20 protein-coding genes are annotated in these 15,001 nt (G+C 64.2%); 8 read left to right on the top strand and 12 right to left on the bottom strand.

Annotated features, from left to right (window positions below; all coding sequences use genetic code 11):
- Positions 1 to 106 precede the first annotated feature (106 nt).
- Positions 107 to 1,222, bottom strand: a complete 1,116-nt coding sequence (prfB, locus tag B1A87_RS04215) for a peptide chain release factor 2 (RefSeq protein WP_078027978.1) — start codon at positions 1,220 to 1,222, stop codon at positions 107 to 109.
- Here prfB and B1A87_RS22820 point away from each other — a divergent pair.
- Positions 1,221 to 1,370 (top strand): hypothetical protein, encoded by a 150-nt coding sequence (locus B1A87_RS22820; RefSeq protein WP_185982231.1) that lies wholly within the window; start codon positions 1,221 to 1,223, stop codon positions 1,368 to 1,370. The genes prfB and B1A87_RS22820 overlap by 2 nt on opposite strands.
- Here B1A87_RS22820 and B1A87_RS04210 read toward each other — a convergent pair.
- The 4 genes from B1A87_RS04210 to B1A87_RS04195 form a co-directional block, all read right to left on the bottom strand.
- Positions 1,357 to 1,785 carry a pilus assembly protein TadG-related protein gene (locus B1A87_RS04210; protein WP_144275720.1) on the bottom strand — a complete coding sequence of 143 codons (429 nt, stop codon included), beginning with the start codon at positions 1,783 to 1,785 and terminating at the stop codon, positions 1,357 to 1,359. The two genes, B1A87_RS22820 and B1A87_RS04210, sit on opposite strands and share 14 nt — an antisense overlap.
- A gap of 62 nt (positions 1,786 to 1,847) precedes the next feature.
- On the bottom strand, positions 1,848 to 2,429 hold the full coding sequence (locus B1A87_RS04205) for a hypothetical protein (protein WP_313902446.1): 582 nt from the start codon (positions 2,427 to 2,429) through the stop codon (positions 1,848 to 1,850).
- Positions 2,430 to 2,436: 7 nt separating this feature from the next.
- Positions 2,437 to 2,835 (bottom strand): TadE family protein, encoded by a 399-nt coding sequence (locus tag B1A87_RS04200; RefSeq protein WP_078027979.1) that lies wholly within the window; start codon positions 2,833 to 2,835, stop codon positions 2,437 to 2,439.
- Positions 2,836 to 2,847: 12 nt separating this feature from the next.
- Positions 2,848 to 3,075, bottom strand: a complete 228-nt coding sequence (locus tag B1A87_RS04195; RefSeq protein WP_139362779.1) for a hypothetical protein — start codon at positions 3,073 to 3,075, stop codon at positions 2,848 to 2,850.
- 221 nt (positions 3,076 to 3,296) lie between these two features.
- Between B1A87_RS04195 and B1A87_RS04190 the strand changes: the two genes are divergently transcribed.
- From B1A87_RS04190 to B1A87_RS04160, 7 genes are all read left to right on the top strand, one after another.
- A complete protein-coding gene (locus B1A87_RS04190; RefSeq protein WP_144275719.1) occupies positions 3,297 to 4,355 on the top strand; it encodes a recombinase family protein in 1,059 nt (352 codons plus the stop codon).
- The gene (locus tag B1A87_RS04185) at positions 4,356 to 4,688 is read left to right on the top strand and encodes a hypothetical protein (protein ID WP_144275718.1); all 333 of its coding nucleotides are present in this window, start codon (positions 4,356 to 4,358) and stop codon (positions 4,686 to 4,688) included.
- Positions 4,689 to 4,900: 212 nt separating this feature from the next.
- Positions 4,901 to 5,236, top strand: coding sequence for a helix-turn-helix domain-containing protein (locus tag B1A87_RS04180; protein WP_260680649.1), 336 nt, complete (start codon positions 4,901 to 4,903; stop codon positions 5,234 to 5,236).
- Positions 5,233 to 6,714 (top strand): AAA family ATPase, encoded by a 1,482-nt coding sequence (locus B1A87_RS04175; protein WP_078027981.1) that lies wholly within the window; start codon positions 5,233 to 5,235, stop codon positions 6,712 to 6,714. The genes B1A87_RS04180 and B1A87_RS04175 overlap by 4 nt, the downstream gene beginning before the upstream one ends.
- Before the next feature lie 237 nt (positions 6,715 to 6,951).
- The gene (locus B1A87_RS04170; RefSeq protein WP_078027982.1) at positions 6,952 to 7,218 is read left to right on the top strand and encodes a hypothetical protein; all 267 of its coding nucleotides are present in this window, start codon (positions 6,952 to 6,954) and stop codon (positions 7,216 to 7,218) included.
- 435 nt (positions 7,219 to 7,653) lie between these two features.
- Positions 7,654 to 8,811 (top strand): phage major capsid protein, encoded by a 1,158-nt coding sequence (locus B1A87_RS04165; protein ID WP_185982230.1) that lies wholly within the window; start codon positions 7,654 to 7,656, stop codon positions 8,809 to 8,811.
- Positions 8,808 to 9,032: a hypothetical protein gene (locus B1A87_RS04160; protein WP_078027984.1), complete on the top strand. Its 225-nt coding sequence runs from the start codon at positions 8,808 to 8,810 to the stop codon at positions 9,030 to 9,032. Before B1A87_RS04165 ends, B1A87_RS04160 begins: the two co-directional genes overlap by 4 nt.
- Before the next feature lie 181 nt (positions 9,033 to 9,213).
- Here the strand turns inward: B1A87_RS04160 and B1A87_RS04155 are convergent, their stop codons facing one another.
- From B1A87_RS04155 to B1A87_RS04125, 7 genes are all read right to left on the bottom strand, one after another.
- Positions 9,214 to 9,774, bottom strand: coding sequence for a hypothetical protein (locus B1A87_RS04155; protein ID WP_078027985.1), 561 nt, complete (start codon positions 9,772 to 9,774; stop codon positions 9,214 to 9,216).
- A 17-nt stretch (positions 9,775 to 9,791) separates the two neighbouring features.
- Complete coding sequence (locus tag B1A87_RS04150) at positions 9,792 to 10,688, bottom strand: DUF6731 family protein (protein WP_139362780.1); 897 nt, start codon at positions 10,686 to 10,688, stop codon at positions 9,792 to 9,794.
- 168 nt (positions 10,689 to 10,856) lie between these two features.
- Positions 10,857 to 11,393, bottom strand: a complete 537-nt coding sequence (locus B1A87_RS04145) for a hypothetical protein (protein ID WP_078027987.1) — start codon at positions 11,391 to 11,393, stop codon at positions 10,857 to 10,859.
- 55 nt (positions 11,394 to 11,448) lie between these two features.
- Positions 11,449 to 11,925 carry a hypothetical protein gene (locus tag B1A87_RS04140; protein ID WP_139362781.1) on the bottom strand — a complete coding sequence of 159 codons (477 nt, stop codon included), beginning with the start codon at positions 11,923 to 11,925 and terminating at the stop codon, positions 11,449 to 11,451.
- 9 nt (positions 11,926 to 11,934) lie between these two features.
- Positions 11,935 to 12,915, bottom strand: coding sequence for a type II secretion system F family protein (locus B1A87_RS04135; RefSeq protein WP_078027989.1), 981 nt, complete (start codon positions 12,913 to 12,915; stop codon positions 11,935 to 11,937).
- Positions 12,912 to 13,766, bottom strand: a complete 855-nt coding sequence (locus tag B1A87_RS04130) for a type II secretion system F family protein (RefSeq protein WP_078027990.1) — start codon at positions 13,764 to 13,766, stop codon at positions 12,912 to 12,914. The genes B1A87_RS04135 and B1A87_RS04130 overlap by 4 nt, the downstream gene beginning before the upstream one ends.
- A complete protein-coding gene (locus B1A87_RS04125; protein ID WP_078027991.1) occupies positions 13,766 to 14,989 on the bottom strand; it encodes a CpaF family protein in 1,224 nt (407 codons plus the stop codon). Before B1A87_RS04125 ends, B1A87_RS04130 begins: the two co-directional genes overlap by 1 nt.
- Between the last annotated feature and the right edge of the window lie 12 nt (positions 14,990 to 15,001).

Here is a 15,001-nt window from a genome sequence, read left to right as displayed (position 1 = left end):
CTCCGGCCCCTCGACTATACGCACGGGCAGCTGCGCTCACCGGGGAGTCAGCGGGGCGTGTCGCACGATTCGAGCCCAAAGCCTGGCCGTTCAGCGTCGAAGGTGGCTACTTGGCCGCGTTGCGGTTGTCCGTGCGCCAGCGGATGCCGGCTTCGATGAAGTCGTCGATCGCGCCGTCGAAGACAGCGGACGTGTTGCCCACTTCGTGCTCGGTGCGGAGGTCCTTGACCATCTGGTACGGGTTCAGGACGTAGGAGCGCATCTGGTCGCCCCAGGATGCCTTGACGTCACCGGCGAAGGCCTTCTTCTCGGCGTCCTCCTGCTCCTTCTTGAGGAGCAGGAGGCGGGACTGCAGCACACGCAGGGCGGCGGCGCGGTTCTGCAGCTGCGACTTTTCGTTCTGCATGGACACCACCGTGCCCGTGGGGATGTGGGTCAGCCGGACGGCGGAGTCCGTCGTGTTGACCGACTGGCCGCCGGGGCCCGAGGACCGGAAGACATCCACACGGATTTCGTTGTCCGGGATGTCGATGGAGTCCGTCTGTTCGATGAGCGGAATGACTTCGACGGCGGCGAAAGAAGTCTGCCGGCGGCCCTGGTTGTCGAAGGGGCTGATCCTGACGAGACGGTGCGTTCCCGCCTCGACGCTCAGCGTGCCGAACGCGTAGGGCGCGTTGACTTCGAACGTGGCGGACTTGAGCCCGGCCTCTTCCGCATAGGAAGTGTCCATGACGGTGGTGGGATATCCATGCCGCTCGGCCCAGCGCAGGTACATCCGGAGGAGCATTTCCGCGAAGTCGGCAGCATCGACGCCGCCGGCACCCGAGCGAATGGTCACCACGGCCTCGCGCTCGTCGTATTCGCCCGCGAGGAGCGTGACGACCTCAAGCTCTTTGAGGGATTTCCGGATCGACTCGAGCTCCGCGGCGGCCTCCCCCATGGAATCGGCGTCGTCCTCATCCTGGCCCAACTCAACCAGCACTTCGAGGTCGTCAATGCGGGACACGAGGGTGTTCAGCCGTTCAAGCTCGGACTGCCTGTGTGACAGGCGGGAGGTGATCACCTGGGCGGCTGCGGGGTCATCCCACAGGTTCGGTTCGCCGGCGCGCTCGCTCAGCTCTGCGATGTCTTCCTTCAGCGCCTCGACATTGGTGACGTTCTCGATGGAGGTGTAGGTGGCGCGCAGCGCGCGGATTTCTGCGGAAAAATCTATTTGGGCCATGGTTATTAAAGCCTACGCTATCCGTCTCCTCCCGCCGCGCGGGCGGGCTTGGCTTGATTCGCGGAGCGACTTGGCTCGCGGGCGGGCTGGCCGTCACGAGCGGGCGGCTGCGGCGGCCTGTCTCTTATACACATCTAGATGTGTATAAGAGACAGTGTGAGCCGCGACCGGGCGGTGGACGCCGCCTCGATGCGGATGCCGTCCGGCACGAGGAAGTTCACCACCGGTGGGTGCACTGCGGCACTGAGGACCACGACGGCGGTGGACCCGTCGGGTGTTCCGGTTGCCGCAGTGACGGCCAGACCTTCGAATCGCCCGAACGCACCGTTCCGGTTGAGGTAGTCACCCGCGACGCTCCTGACGCGTTCCCCGCTCAGGACGGCCGAAGGGGTTCCGCCCTTGGTCTCCACCTGTCCAAGGGTGTAGCTGTCCGCGGCAGCCACCGATGCGCCGTCGGCCAGGGACAGGAGTTTCTTGTGCTCGATGTAAAGGCTTGACGCCGCCATCACCACCGTGCTGACCAGGAGTGCAAGCATGACGAACCCGATAATGAGCACGGCCATCTGCCCGTCCTCGCTTCCGGTTCCGTTCCCTCCGCCGGGTGTCCGGCCGGCCGGATCCCATCTCACCGGAACTTGCCCACGATCTGGGTCGCTGAGGCGTTCAGTTGGCTGGCGTTGAGGCGTAAAGCGTCGCTGAAGGGGACGAAAGGAAGCGGAACGCTCAGATGAACGGTCACTGTGACGGCGGACCCTGCCGCCAGGCAGTCGCCGGGGTCACAGCTGACCTCGACGCGGGCGTTTTCGGCAGAATGCCCGTAATCCGCCATGGCCAGGGTTGCGGCCTGCTCCGCCGCCGCACGGCCCGACTGCTCGTCGCGTTGGGCCACAAAAACCTTCGCCCCCTGGTCTGCTGCGCCGACGACGGCGAACGAGCCACCTTGGATCTGGCTGATGGTGATGATGAAGTACACCACCGGAACCATCAGGAGCAGCCCCAGGAAGGTGAACTCCACGACCGCGCTCCCCCGCTGGCCGGGGCCGCCCCGCAACGAGGGTCCGGCGGCGCGGCTGCCGGTTGCGTTCCTGCCCCCGGTTGGTTCACAGTCGTCAAGGCACAGCGCTTCGGACAAGCGGTGCTTGAGGAATCGGGCAATGCGCCAAGGCGACGGCCGAACCTCGGCGACGCCCTGCGATGCCCTGCGCACGTTGGGGTCATTCGCCGACGGCCGCATGGCCCTTGACCTCCAGCATGTCCCGGGGACCGATGAGTCCGATCACCGGCATCGGGGCCCTGACGGTTACTTCCAACGTCCGGAGGCCCTGGAAAGTGACTTCACGTGTCTGGACGTCCCGCGCGAAGTCAGCACTGAGGGCTGTTCCGATCAGTTCGCCCGTGCGCCGGCGTGCGTCCTCGGCACTGCGGTCAGCCAGGGTCCCGTACCGCGCACCCGAGGCCGCGGCATCGATCAGCGTATTGCGGACGTGCAGTACGAGGGCGAGCTGGATAATGGCCAGGAAGAACATCGTGAGCAGTCCGCCGACCAGCACAAAGTCGACCACAGCAGAACCGCGCTCGCCTCCTGCAGCGTCGACGGAATGCTCCGCGGCCATCCCTGTCACGGCCTATTTTCCGACCGTGTCCATTGCCTGGTTGAACATGGCCTCAAGGGCCGGGCCCGCGAGCGCCAGCAAGGCGGCAACAAGCACCGCCGACATGAGGGTGATCATGACCCAGCCAGGCACATCTCCCCGCTCAGGATCATCAGGCTGACCGCTGGCTTTGGGTAGCGCCGGCGGGGTCAGCGCCCGGGCTCCCGCGGTGAGCGCCATCAGTGCGTTGGCAATTGCCATTCGGTGCCTGGCCATGAATGTCATGTACTTCCCTTTTCTCTGCGGACTGACTGCTGATAACCGGAAAACCCGGTTTGTGTAGGGCCATTCGCCGAGGCGCGCCAGAAGGTCAAAGATTCAGGCTGAGCGCCGCCAGTCCCGGAAACACGGCGAAGACAACGGTGAGCGGCAGGACACCGAATACGAGCGGAACCACGATTGCGCGGGTCTACTATTTCTGCATGAGCGCAGTCGTGTATGTGAGGCAGTCCCAAGACAAGACCGGCAATTCGGCGGCGGTGGACCGGCAGGAACGTGCCTGCCGCAAGCTCGCCGAAGCCAAGGAACTCGCCGACCTCACCATCTACAGAGACAACGACAAGTCAGCAACAAGCGGCAAGGAACGCCCCGAATTTGAACGGCTGCTCCGCGACGTAGAAGCTGGCCGGATTACGATTGTCATTGTTTGGCACCTGGACCGCCTCACGCGCTCCATCCGCGACCTGACCAGGATCATCGAGGCCGGCCAAAGCCACCGGATCAGCATTGCCAGCGTTAATGGTGTCAGCCTAGACCTGGGCGACCCTACTGGCGTGGCCGTTGCCCACATCCTCACCGCGATAGCCGCCATGGAAGTAGCGCACAAAGGCAACCGGCAAAAGGCCGCGAACCGGCAACGCGCGGAGAAGGGCAAGGCGCACTGGATCCGACGCCCCTTCGGCTACCAGCGCGACGGCGAAAAGGTCACCATCGTTCCCGCAGAAGCCAAAGCACTTCGCGACGCGGCCAAGCGCGTTTTGGCAGGTGAGACGCTCGCCTCCGTTGTCCGCGTCCTGAACGGCGCCGGTCACACGTCCACCACAGGCGGCCCATGGAACGTAACGTCATTGCGGCGGGCACTGATCAATCCGCGCAACGCCAAACGGCGGCTCTACAACGGAGAAGACCTGGGCAAAGGAGACTGGCCAAGGATCTTCAACAAGGACACCCACCGAGCTCTCGAAGACAAACTGAATGACCCACGCCGCCGCACAGCACCGCAGGACCTGAGCGTCAAATTCCTGCTCTCCGGCATCTGCCGCTGCGGCAAGTGCGGCAAGGCCATGTTCGCCACCACGACCAAGGGGCCCATGGTGTACCGCTGCTTCGGCGGGTACTGCATGACGCGGAGGCTGGACCGCGTAGACGAAGTGGTCGAAGGCGTTGTCATAAGCGTATTGTCCCGGCCTGACGCGGCCGCGCAGTTCACTGGCACCGAAGACGCTATCAAGCTGCGCCGCCTGTCTCTTATACACATCTAGATGTGTATAAGAGACAGCCGCGACGCGCTCGCCGCCCTGCTGGCCGACGGGCTGCTCTCCCCTGCTGCCGTCAGGGAACAGTCCGGCAAACTTAGCAACGAACTGCAGGCGGTTGAAAGCGCCCTTGACGCCGCTGACACCCTCAACCCTGCCGTCGGCGTCATTGCGGCCGAGGACGTCGCGGCAGCGTGGCATGGGCTGCCGTTGAACCACCGCCGTCAGATCATCCGCGCCCTAATGGACGTCACTGTCCGCCCGGCCGGCAAGGGCGTCCGCTTTAGCGCGGATCAAGTCATGGTCACGCCGAAAATTGCCGGCGTTCCCGCCGCATAGCGAAGCGTCGGGGCCCCGTCCTAGCCCCGGTCAGGCGTGCCCTTGCCGGGACATTACTACCCATGGTTAACTTGCTCTAACCGCGAGGGGCCCCGTAGGGGCCAGCTCAACCCAATGCAAGGGCATCAGGGCGGATTCGACACTGGCCGGTATAAAACGCGGGAGCCAGCGCTGTCGGAGCCACGCCGAAGAATCATCTTCGGAGGGCTCCCGTGCCTGCACAATCGAACCACCCAATTCTGCAACCGCAGCAACTTATCAGCCTCGCTGAATCGTCGGCGCGCACCGGCCTCAGCGAAAAAACCCTGCGCCGGCGAATCGCCGACGGCCTGCTCCCGGCCTACCGGGTAGGACCACGGGCAATCCGCGTAAAACCCGAAGACCTCGACAAGCTCCTTCGGCCCATGCCCGCCAGCGTCGAAGGCCGCCGGCAGGACCAGCTAGCCGACTACATAGCCCGAACCGTAGAGGCGTTCCCCCCTCTCACCCGCGAACAGCTGGACCGGATTGCCGTCCTGCTGCACAGCGACCCGGAGGCCGGGAAGTGAACGCGCCAAAGTCCGAGCCAGGATTCTTCGCCGACATAAGGGCCGCATTCCCGCAGCCATCCGCCGCGACGGGCACACCGCCGCCCGCGCCGCCAGTCCTGGCCGGCGTGGACGGGGCACACCCGTATGCCCTCGCAGCGCTCAGAAGCCAATGCGAGGAACTGGCCGCAGCGCAGCCCGGGAACCGTAACCACCTACTCAACATCTCTGCCGGCAAGATGGCCGGCTACGTCGCGGCCGGGAACCTGCCCGCAGACCAGACGCAGCGGGCCCTGCTCGACGCAGCCCGGACAGCCGGCCTGCCAGACAGTGAAATCCTGCGCACCATCCGCAGCGGCTGGGATCACGGCATCCAGCACCCTAAGCCCGTCCCTGACACGGACAAGGCATCGGACGACTGGCTAGCCAGCGTCGCCCCGGCAACACCCGCAGGCCGCCCCGCAGGCCCAACCAGAAGCGAGGCAGACAGCACCCTAACGGCGGCATTCGTAGACGGCGGCAGCTTCGTTTTCGACATACCCGACATAACCCCGTCAGTGTGGGGCGCCGGCAGCGAAGTGCTGTGGGCCGAAGGCGAAGCGCTCATGATCGTGGGACCGTCCGGCGTCGGCAAAACCACCCTGACAGGCCAGCTGGTCCGCGCCCTGCTGGGGCTGCAGAACGACGTCCTAGGCTATCCCGTCAACAACTACGGCAAGGTGCTGTACCTCGCCATGGACCGCCCCCAGCAGATTCGGCGAAGCCTCAACCGCCACTTCCAACCAAACGAACGCGACACCGTAGCCCGGGGACTAATCCCCCGCCCGGGGCCGCCGTCCGCGGACCTTGCCCAACACCCGGACCTGCTCAGATCCCTGGCCGAAGCCGCAGGCGCGGGCGTCGTCATCGTGGACAGCCTCAAAGACGCCGCCATCGGCCTCGCCGACGACGCCACGGCCGCCGGCTACAACCGCGCGCGGCAAAAGTGCCTAGCCGCCGGCATCCAAGTGCTGGAACTCCACCACCAAACCAAACGCGGCGCCGGCGACAAACAACCAACCACCCTCGCCGACGTCTACGGATCCACATGGATCACCAGCGGCGCCGGATCCGTCATCCTGCTGTGGGGCGAAGCCGGATCCACCGTCGTCCGATTCATGCACCTGAAACAACCGGCCGAAACCGTCGGCCCCTTCGACGTCTCCCACGACCACGACGCCGGCAAGTCAACGAAAGTCGACAAGGCCGACCCGCTGGCCATGGCCCAGGCACTGGCAGCCAGCGGAGGCATGACAGCCCGCACTTTCGCCATGGCACTCCACGACACGGACAAACTGACGGCGGCGCAGCTGCAGGGAGCCCGCCACCGGCTGAACCGGCTAGTCAACGAAGGCAGGCTGTCCGCCCGCGACCTGCCAGCCCTCAACGGCGCCAACCCCGGCAAGGTGTACCTGCCAGCCAGACCCGCCGCACCACCAACACTTCCCGGGCTGCCGTGAACAGCGCGACCGGGCGTGGACCCCCACACACCCCCCACAAACGCGGATTTGTGTGGACGCCCACCACAGGCACAGACCCCCCACAAAAAACACCCAAATCCGCGGAAACAAGCCGCACACGGGGGCCCACAAGGTCCACAGCCCAAGGGGTCCACATTTCCCTCCCCCCTTAAAGGGGGAGGGAATGGGACTGGACCCCAAAACGATGCCAAAGAACGACAGAGCGGAGCCCAGAAAATGACGACACCGAACCCCAACGAGCCGGACACCGCCCACGCCGGACAGGAGCCGCCCGGCTGGTTGCTTGACCGGATCGAAGCCTGCACCGGCGTAGCTCTCGGCCCACGTTGCCCGCACTGTCAACAAACGGTGCAATCCCTGGCCGGCCCCGGCATGAGCGTTGAAGTCATCCACGAGCCCGGCTGCCCGGCGCTGATCGCCGCCGAGAACCCGCCGGCCATCATCGGCTACCCGTACCCGGATGACCCGCGGACACCGCTGTAAGCCGGCCAAGCCCGCTAAAGGGATGCCCCCGGCGCGCCGAGGGTATCCCTTGCCGGACTTTAATGGCCGGGCATATGGTTGGGGCAGAGCAACGCCAACAGGATCCGGGAAGCCGGTCCCGCCAGCCGCCGCAGACGCCGCCCCGCAACAGCCGGGCCGCCGACAGTGGCCGCAAGAAGCCCGGACCCGCAGTGAAGGGCCGACCCGCACCGCTCCAACGGCAGCACGCCGCCCCTCGATCACGGGCAGCGCCAAAAGCTCGCCGTGCTGCGCTACGCGCACCCCACCCCTTCACCACGCCCGCCCGCCAAGCGCCCGGGCCATCTCTCACCGGAGCACACCATGAACTACCCACAGGCACACAGCCGCAAAGACGCCCAAGCGAGGCTGCGGGAGGCAGCCGGCAAAGCCCTTTCAGTCACCGAGAATCCCACGATGAACTTTGCACGGAAGCAGGCCGCACTCGGCCCGCTCGAAGAAGAAATGACGCACTGGGAACAAGAAATGACCAGCTGGGAAATTGTTGAATCCAAGAAGCGTGCCTTCGATGGCGCCGGCGGCCGCGAAGCCATGGGCGCGGACCACAGCGGCGGCTACAACGTCCCGGCCGTTGACGCCTACGGCCACCCCGTGCCGCAGCTGCGCCGGGCCCCGAACCTGATCCCGGACCCGGAGCAGATGCGGGAACTTTATGAGGCTGCATCGTCGCAGCGGGCACTGAGGATTCAGATCAAGTCCCCGTCCAGCGATGCCGGCAACGTGACGGCCGGCCAGTTGCCGGCGCAGCTGTACCCCGGCATCACGGGAATGGGGCACGAGCCCGTTCGGATCCTCGACCACATTCCCACCACTTCGATGCAGGGCGCACCCTCCATTGAATTCATTTCCCACACCAGCACGACCGGTACGGCCGGCATGGTGGCGGCCGGCGCCCAGAAGCCTGAGGCAACCATCACCACGACGCAGGTTGTCCTCACAGCGAAAAAGTTGGCCGTTTACGCGCTGGAGAACATGGAGACGCTAGCCGACTTTCCCGCGTTTCAGCAGTATCTGACCGCTGAGCTTTCGCACCTGGTCATCGACCAGGAGAACACGCAGGTCCTGACAGGCGATGGCACGGGCCAGAATCTGTTGGGCCTGCTGAATTGGTCCGGGATCATCACCCGCGCCTACGGCACCGCCACCGAAACGCAAGGACTGGACACCATCGACCTTGCCATTGCGGATCTGCGCACCGGCCCGGCGTTCACCGAACCCGACACCGTGATCATCCACCCGGCTACATGGTCCAAACTGCGCCGCGTGAAGGACTCGCAGGGCCGCTACCTGCTCAACCCCGACCCGACCGCCGCGGAAGCGAACACTCTGTGGGGCGTGCCCGTACTGGCAACAACCAGCATCGCCACCGGAACGGCCGTCGTCGCCAACCTCGCCGCAGCTGCCGTCGGCTTCGTCCGCGAAGGAATCAGCATCCAAACCAGCAACGCCCACAACGACGCTTTTCGGCTCAACCAAATTGCGTACGTGGTCGAGGAGCGTCTGCAGCTGGGCGTTTCGAGGCCAGCGGGGATAGTCAAGGTGACGGGGCTATGACACGGGCGGCAGCACGAAAGGCCGAGGCGCCGGCAGACACCGGGGCGCCCGAAGCTGTGGAGCCGGCGCCGGCCGACGTCACGGTGAAAGTCGCAGCCCCGTACCAAGTCAGCCATGACGGCAAGGTCTACGGCACCGGCGAAACGCTCACAGTGCCGGCCGACGTCGCCGAACCCTGGCTGCTGGCAGGCTGGGTCAACACCGTGAACAAAGCCAAGTAAACCGCGCAGAATCCGGCCGCAGGGTGGCGGGGTACATCAGATCGCTACAACTTTTTTCCCAGCCGCCCCTCCACCGGGTTGCGGGTATCTCTCCCCCGGCCTTAAGACCCACTTTGGACCGCCGGCACCCGCGGCGTTTTACCAATGGGACAGCAGGAGCCCCATAATTAGGACACGCGGCTTAGCCATTCGTCCTTTTCCGGCCGAACGGCGGAATGGGCTTTACGTTGCTTTCGTCGATGGATTTGGCGTCTTCGAGCTTCACCAGGTGCATCAGGCGGCGCATCAGCCAGATCATCCGCACAGTGGCGTGAATCAAGAGTCCAAGTGCCATTTCGATTAGCCACGGCACTGTAATCAGTTCTTTGGCCGTTGCAAGCAGCGCAGCGATTAGGCAAAGGCCGACGGCGGTGAATGCGGACGCCATGGTCGAAACCCAGTTGGCCTGCAGCGCTTTGCCGCCTCCGGCCCTAAACAGTCGGAAACGGGCCGAGCTAGACTCAAGGCCGAAAATAATGATTACGCCGGCGAAACCGCCGACAAGGCTCGATGAACCCGCTATTCCTAGGCAAAGCGACGCGATAGGGTCCGCCCGGGCCGGATCCATCAACGCGACCCAGACGTTCGGTATCGCGGCGAAACCGGTAAGCAGTGCGTGGGCGGCCACAAGTACGGCCATGATCGAGGTAACAACAAGGGGGTGGTCCTGTACGAAACCGAGCAACTTGCCCAACTGCTTCACCTGACCTACTTAGGACTTTAAAGTTTACCTTGCCGGTATTTTTGAATGGCCGAACCGAGTGCGATCAGTGCAGAGTTCAAACTGGGCTCTTCGCCTTCCGGGGCGTCGATCACCTCGCGACTCGTGATCTTGTCGTTGAGGAAATCGACCTGTTCTCGCTTAGTTTCTCCATCTTGGTCGACTATAAGGGTGGCCGATGACTTTTTGAACGTGGCATTGCGCATGAACTCCACCAGCTGGTCCTTAAGCTCTTCCGCGGCCAAGGTGTCCGGCGTTGCATGGCCGAAGCTTAGTATCAGCTCCATCGACAAGTCGCCCGAGACCTCTTCGACGGCCTCCATGGCCTGACCAATGGCACCTGAGCTGGATCCCGCCCCCAGAGCATGCGGCTCTACCTTGATATGGACCTTGGAAACGCCGAAAGAATCCCGCAAACGCTCGAAGCCGTCCTTCTTCACCAAAGGACGCAGCTTGTAGAACGGACCCTTGACCCCAACGGCCGTTACCTCGTTGATCCAGGCTTCGATACCGGACCATGTCGGGCCTCCGGAGGACCGAAGGAAAGCAGCAAAGTTGCTGCCGTCGATGCCGGCTATATATACCGGTTCAAGCAGGCCGTAGATGTTCGGCACCTCGGACAGGGCCCCAACCGAGCCCAACTCGTCTTGAACGTCTGGCCAATCAATTTCTGGCCGGGACCGTCCCAGGTAGATGTAGTCGAGGAGTGTCTTGACGTCTGAACGAGCTTCGCCCAGCAAAAGGTTTCCCCGGTAGAACGCGCTGCGTTCCTCTTCTGGCGCACCCCTCAGATGCGAAGCCAGCAGGTCCCAGAACCCGGGGGCCAAAGCTACAGCGACCCCATCGGCAGTCTCCTGGAAGACCTCCATGAAGTAGACCGTGCGTTTCTTGCTCAACCGCTCCCCCTTGTAATCACGGCTTCACACAGCGGAGCGCCATAGAATCGCCGGCCGCGCCGACCTGCCAGCGCAAAACTAACAAGATCTTACCGGTCAGCTTTCGAAGCACAGACCACCACTGGATCTGACGCGCCGTCCAGCGTTTATGTTCTGAGGCGCACACGGTCAAAGTTGAAGAAAAACCATGGGTAGGCCATCCGGATCATCGGAAGCAATTGGCCGCAGAGTCCCTAGCTCCGTCCGCTGCCACCGTTGGCCGGCACCGTCGGTGAACTGCACCTCACGCAGTACGGCGTTACGCCAGAATTCCCGCGGCCGCTCTTCTCTGTTGCCCCGGGCCTCGATGACCGGCCACGTCTGGACCACAAGGGGCTCCGACCCGTCCTGATACCGCTGGAGAATAGCAACGGATGAAATGGGTTCTTCGGCGCCGTTGTGGACCGTCCAACAGAGCTTCACCTCGCCCTTATCGTCGACGTAGCGCTCAGTCGTCACCGTTACCTGGGCCGCAAGACGACGCTTGGCAGCTGCCGCCTGCTCTGCCTGCTCCCGCCGGAAAGCCGCCCGGTCTTCCTCTGCCGCCGCCCGCTCTTGGCGTAGCCTCTTGCCGTCTCGCATTCCAAAGCTCAGAGCTACCGCTACGGCTGCGAAGGTGCTCGCTGCTGCGAACCAGTCCGGGACGGTTCCCCAATTCAAATCCATGGCGAGAAGCCTACCGTCCGCCGCGGAAAATACCGGTTCCCGGGACGCCCGGGGGCTATTGGTTCAGCATCTGTGCATCCTGCTGCAGATTCCTGAACCGGCAAGTTTCGGTCCGCGTGACAAGGCTGCCGTCGGCAACCTTGCTGACAGAGCGGACGGGGACTTCCCATGCAATCTCCTTGTAGAACAGATCGACCTGCTTGACCTCGCCCACGAAGTCGACCGAAACAATGTCATAGGGCTTGTCAGGGACGCCGCTGAAATGTCTCTTACTGCTAGCCGCCACGGCTCGAAGCTGGGCCTCACACGCGCTCTTGACCTTGGAGACCGTGGCGGCATCAACCGGCACCACGGGCTCTGCGGTCGGAGTGAACTGGTATGGGTTCGCCTCAGGCTTTGACATATTGATACTGCAACTCACTATGATGCCAACCATCAAGATCAGCACCACGCCCAACGCCCACAGTGCGCATCCGCCGCAGCCCGATTTTGTTTTCGGCTGCTCTGCAGCCTCTCCCCCAAGTTCACTCATGGACACAATCTAATCGCTGGCGCACCCGCGTGCCGGCATAGGCCGCGCGCGGGAGTTTCCCGAAGACATGCACGCAACGTACTGCGACAAGATGCCGTCGTCGTAGAAATAGAAGCTCTGCGCATTTGTCACCATCATCGCGATTTCCTTCTTTCCGGCCGACTCCATCAGGTCGCGTTTCGCGGTGTCGCGGACGTCTTGGGCCTGCGCCCTCAGGACCTCTGCGAGGGGCGTGCCGCGCTCCACTGCCACGATGATGCCGTCGACGAACCGGACGAGTGGTCCCAGGTCAGTCCGGGCCGAGAACTCCTGCAACGCTTCCACGAGGGGCTTCCCTGCCCTGGTTTCGGCGAGGACCGCGCCGAATTCCTTTGACAGCTCACCGCGGGCGCTCCTGCACACCCGGTCCAGGGCACCAGTGGCGCTTTCTCCGGCACTCACGGCGAGCGCCATCATCTCGGCGAGGCTGGGGAACTCCGCCATCATCCGTTCTTCACGCTTCCGTATCTGCACACCCAGCCAGTAGTCCCGGAACAGGAACCCGCCCACTGCGCTTCCGGCCGCAGCAACGACCGCCAGGACTGGACTGAACCTCCCGGCGAGTGCGCCCAGAACGATGAGACCGACTGTAGCGACGAAGCCGGAAACGGCCCAGAGCAACTGCTCTGCCCGGAAGTTCACAGGCGGCTTGCTGATGCCCGCCTGCGCGAGCCTACGGGCAAGCGCAGACGAGCCGAGGTTGAATTTGCCCAGTTTGGCGGTGGCATCTTTGATGAGCGGGCGAAGAATGCGTTCGAGCGGACCAAATGGCGTGATGGTGTGGTCCACGGTCCGCAGGAGCCTGGATTCGATGTTCTGGGATCGCAGCTGCGGTTCGATCCGCTCCGCGAGGCTCATTGACCGCATGAATGGCAGCCGGACGACGACGAGCCAGAGTCCGGCGCCCAGAACTACGCCGCACACGATCGCAGCCGCCGGCACCGTGGTCATCGCAGCACCCTCTCTTCTTCCGGCAGGGCCCCTATCCGGAGCATGACGGAGTAGCAGACCAGGGAAACGACCAGCCCCCCGAGCAGGACCGCCGCCCCCATCGGCGTGTTGTAGGCGGCGACGGCTTCCGGGCGGCTCGCGAGCAGCACCATGACGATCCACGGGGCGGCAACAGCGAGGCGGGCCGCGTTGACCGTCCACGACTGCCTGGCCTCCAGTTCACTCCGGGTCCGGGCACTCTCCCTGAGGAACTCGGCCAGGGTCCCGAGGAGCTTGCCGAGATCGGAGCCTCCCACTTCCCTGGTCAGCCGCAGTGCCTCAATAATCCGGTCGGCAACCGGGTCCGCAAGACGCTCCTTGAGCCTGTTCAGGGAAGCGTCGAACTGCCCGCCCGAACGATAGTCGGAGCCGAAGTCCCGAAACACATGGCGCAGTTCCTCCGGTCCTTTTTCACCCAGCTGGATGAGTGCCTCCGGCAGCGACAACCCGGCCCTGATCGCCGACCTCAGGTGATCAACGACGTCGGGCCATAGCCGCCGCAGGACGGCAGTACGCCTCTTGGCCCTCCATTTCACGACAACTACCGGCAGCCAGGCGCCAAACAGTCCGAAGCAGAACGAAATCGGCCATGACTTGCTCACGGCAAAGAAGGCGAGCATGGCAAAGGCGCCCAGGCCAAGGCAGCTCCCGACCAGGCCGGCCCCGGTAACCTTCTCCACGCCCGCGGCAAGCAGCAGGTCCTGCAGGCGGCCGTTACCGCGCTGCTTCCTGACGCGATCCGGCTCTTCCCATGCCGACCACCAGATCAGGAACAACCCGGCCCCTGCCAGTACCCCCAGCAGCGGCGCCATCAGCGCGGCTCCAGGAGGGCGGCAACGTCGTAACCGGCCTTCGCGAATTTCTCCGCTGCGGGCATCGAGTTGGCTTTCAGCTGCAGCTGGCCGTCGACCATCGAGAAGATCATGGACGACTCGATGATGCCGTTCTCGACCCTTCTGCCCAGCGACAGGATTTCGGTCACCTGCCGGCGGCCGCTGGCCTGGCGGCTGCAGTGGACCACGAGGTCAATGCACGAGGCCACCGTCGGGACGACAAACGCGCTCGATATGTTGTCTCCGGCCAGCAGGGGAAGCGTGCAGATCTTGGTCACGGCGTCGTGCGCGGAGTTGGCATGCACCGTACACATGCCGGGCAACCCGGAGTTCAGCGCGATGAGCATGTCGAGGCTCTCGGCCTCCCGTACCTCTCCCACGACGAGGCGGTCGGGCCGCATCCGGAGCGCCTCCTTGACCAGCCGGCGCAGCGGGATTTCACCCTCGCCTTCGAGGTTCGGCTGCCGGCACTGAAGCCCGACGACGTCGCGCAGCGGAAATTGCAGCTCAAAGATTTCCTCAACGGTGATGACGCGCTCGCGGCTCCCGATGCTGGCCGCCAGGCAGTTGAGCATGGTGGTCTTACCCGCCTGCGTTGCACCGGACACAAGAATATTGAGCCCGCTGGCCACCGCGGCTCCGAGAAACCGTGCCGACTGCGGTGTCAGCGTGCCCAGTTCAACGAGGTGCTCCAGGCGGCTTGCCTTGACCACGAACTTGCGGATGTTGATGGCCCAGTGGCGCCTGGTGACGTCAGGGATGACCACGTGGAGCCGTGATCCGTCGGGCAGCGCGGCGTCTACGAAAGGCGAGGACATGTCCAACCGCCGGCCGGAGCTCTTCAGCATGCGCTCAACCAAATCCCGGATCTGCTGGTCCGTGAGGCTGAGGGACGTCAGCTCGGATTCGCCGCTCCTGGCCACGTAGATTTCCGAGGGCGCGTTGATCCAGATCTCCTCGATCTCCGGATCGTCCAGCAGGGGCTGGAGGGCGCCGAAGCCTGCCACCGCGTCGAAGACGAACCTCCGGGCGGGTTCCAGCGGACCGATAGGAGGGAGCGGCCCCATGAGTGCGCGTTCGTCGTAATCGCTCACGGCTGCATCCACGAGCCGCCTGACTTCGACCGCCTGCCGCAGCGGATCGAGACCCCGGCGACGAATTAGCTCCCGGACTTCATCCTCGACTATCCGTACAGCATCCATGTATTCCCCAAT

This window comes from Arthrobacter sp. KBS0703 (assembly GCF_002008315.2).
In the GTDB taxonomy this organism is placed as follows: domain Bacteria; phylum Actinomycetota; class Actinomycetes; order Actinomycetales; family Micrococcaceae; genus Arthrobacter.
This window is presented reverse-complemented; position numbering and strand designations above follow the sequence as displayed.